1 protein-coding gene is annotated in these 1152 nt (G+C 69.2%); it reads left to right on the top strand.

The features are described from left to right. Window positions 1–139: 139 nt before the first annotated feature. On the top strand, window positions 140–1152 hold a 1013-nt coding region (locus tag ACF089_RS35935), incomplete at its 3' end, for a beta-ketoacyl synthase N-terminal-like domain-containing protein (protein WP_392036454.1).

Below are 1152 nucleotides of genomic sequence, written 5' to 3'. Positions count from 1 at the left end.
TCGTCTGGATCTGGCGGCGTTGCGGACCCGGGCGGTGCGGGGGAGTCTGCCGTCGGTGTTCGCGTCGCTGGTCCGTGCGCCGGCGCGTCGGGCGGCGGCTGCCACGGGCGCGGACGAGGGCTCGTCATGGCTCGCCGACATGTCCGCCCTGGACGAGGCGGAACGCGAGCTTGCGCTGTTGGACCTCGTCAGTACGCAGATCTCTCTGGTGCTGGGTCTCGGGTCGGCCGGTTCGGTGGAGCCGGATCGTGCTTTCCGTGACATGGGCTTCGATTCGCTGACCGGTCTTGAGCTGCGGCAGCGGCTCCAGACGGAGACGGGGCTCCGGCTGCCGTCGACCCTGGTCTTCGACTATCCGAACCGCACGGCGCTGGTCGGCTTCCTGGACGAGCAGATCCACGGCAAGATCGCCACCGGCCCGACGAATCCGATGCCGGCCGCCCTTGCCGCCGTCGATGACGATCCGATCGTCATCGTCGGTATGGCCTGCCGTCTGCCGGGCGGGATCGACTCGCCGCGGGAGCTGTGGGAGGCGGTCGTCGACGGTGTGGACGCGACATCGGAGTTCCCGAGCGACCGGGGCTGGGACATCGACGGCCTCTACGACCCGGACCCGACCCACCTCGGTACGAGTTACTCCCGTCGGGGCGGGTTCCTGGCGGGTGCGGGTGATTTCGACGCGGAGTTCTTTGGGATCAGTCCGCGTGAGGCGGCGGCGATGGATCCGCAGCAGCGGCTGCTGCTGGAGACCGCGTGGGAGGCGTTCGAGCGCGCCGGGATCGATCCGTCCTCGCTGCGCGGCAGCAGGACCGGTGTCTTCGCCGGCCTGATGTATCACGATTACGGCTCCTGGCTGTCGGAGGCCACGGAGGACGTCGAGGGGCTGATGATCACCGGCAACAGCGGTGGCGTCGCCTCGGGGCGTATCTCGTATCTGCTGGGTCTTGAGGGTCCGGCGATGACGGTGGACACGGCGTGCTCGTCGTCGCTGGTGTCGTTGCATCTGGCGGTGCAGGCGTTGCGGAACGGGGAGTGCTCGCTGGCGTTGGCGGGTGGAGTGACGGTGATGTCGACGCCGACGACGTTCGTGGAGTTCTCGCGGCAGCGGGCGATGGCTCCGGACGGCCGGTGCAAGGCGTTCTCCGACGACGC

This window comes from Streptomyces sp. NPDC014894 (assembly GCF_043080985.1).
Classification (GTDB): domain Bacteria; phylum Actinomycetota; class Actinomycetes; order Streptomycetales; family Streptomycetaceae; genus Streptomyces.
Note: the sequence above shows the minus strand (reverse complement) of the source record. Positions and strands in the feature narration are given on the sequence as shown.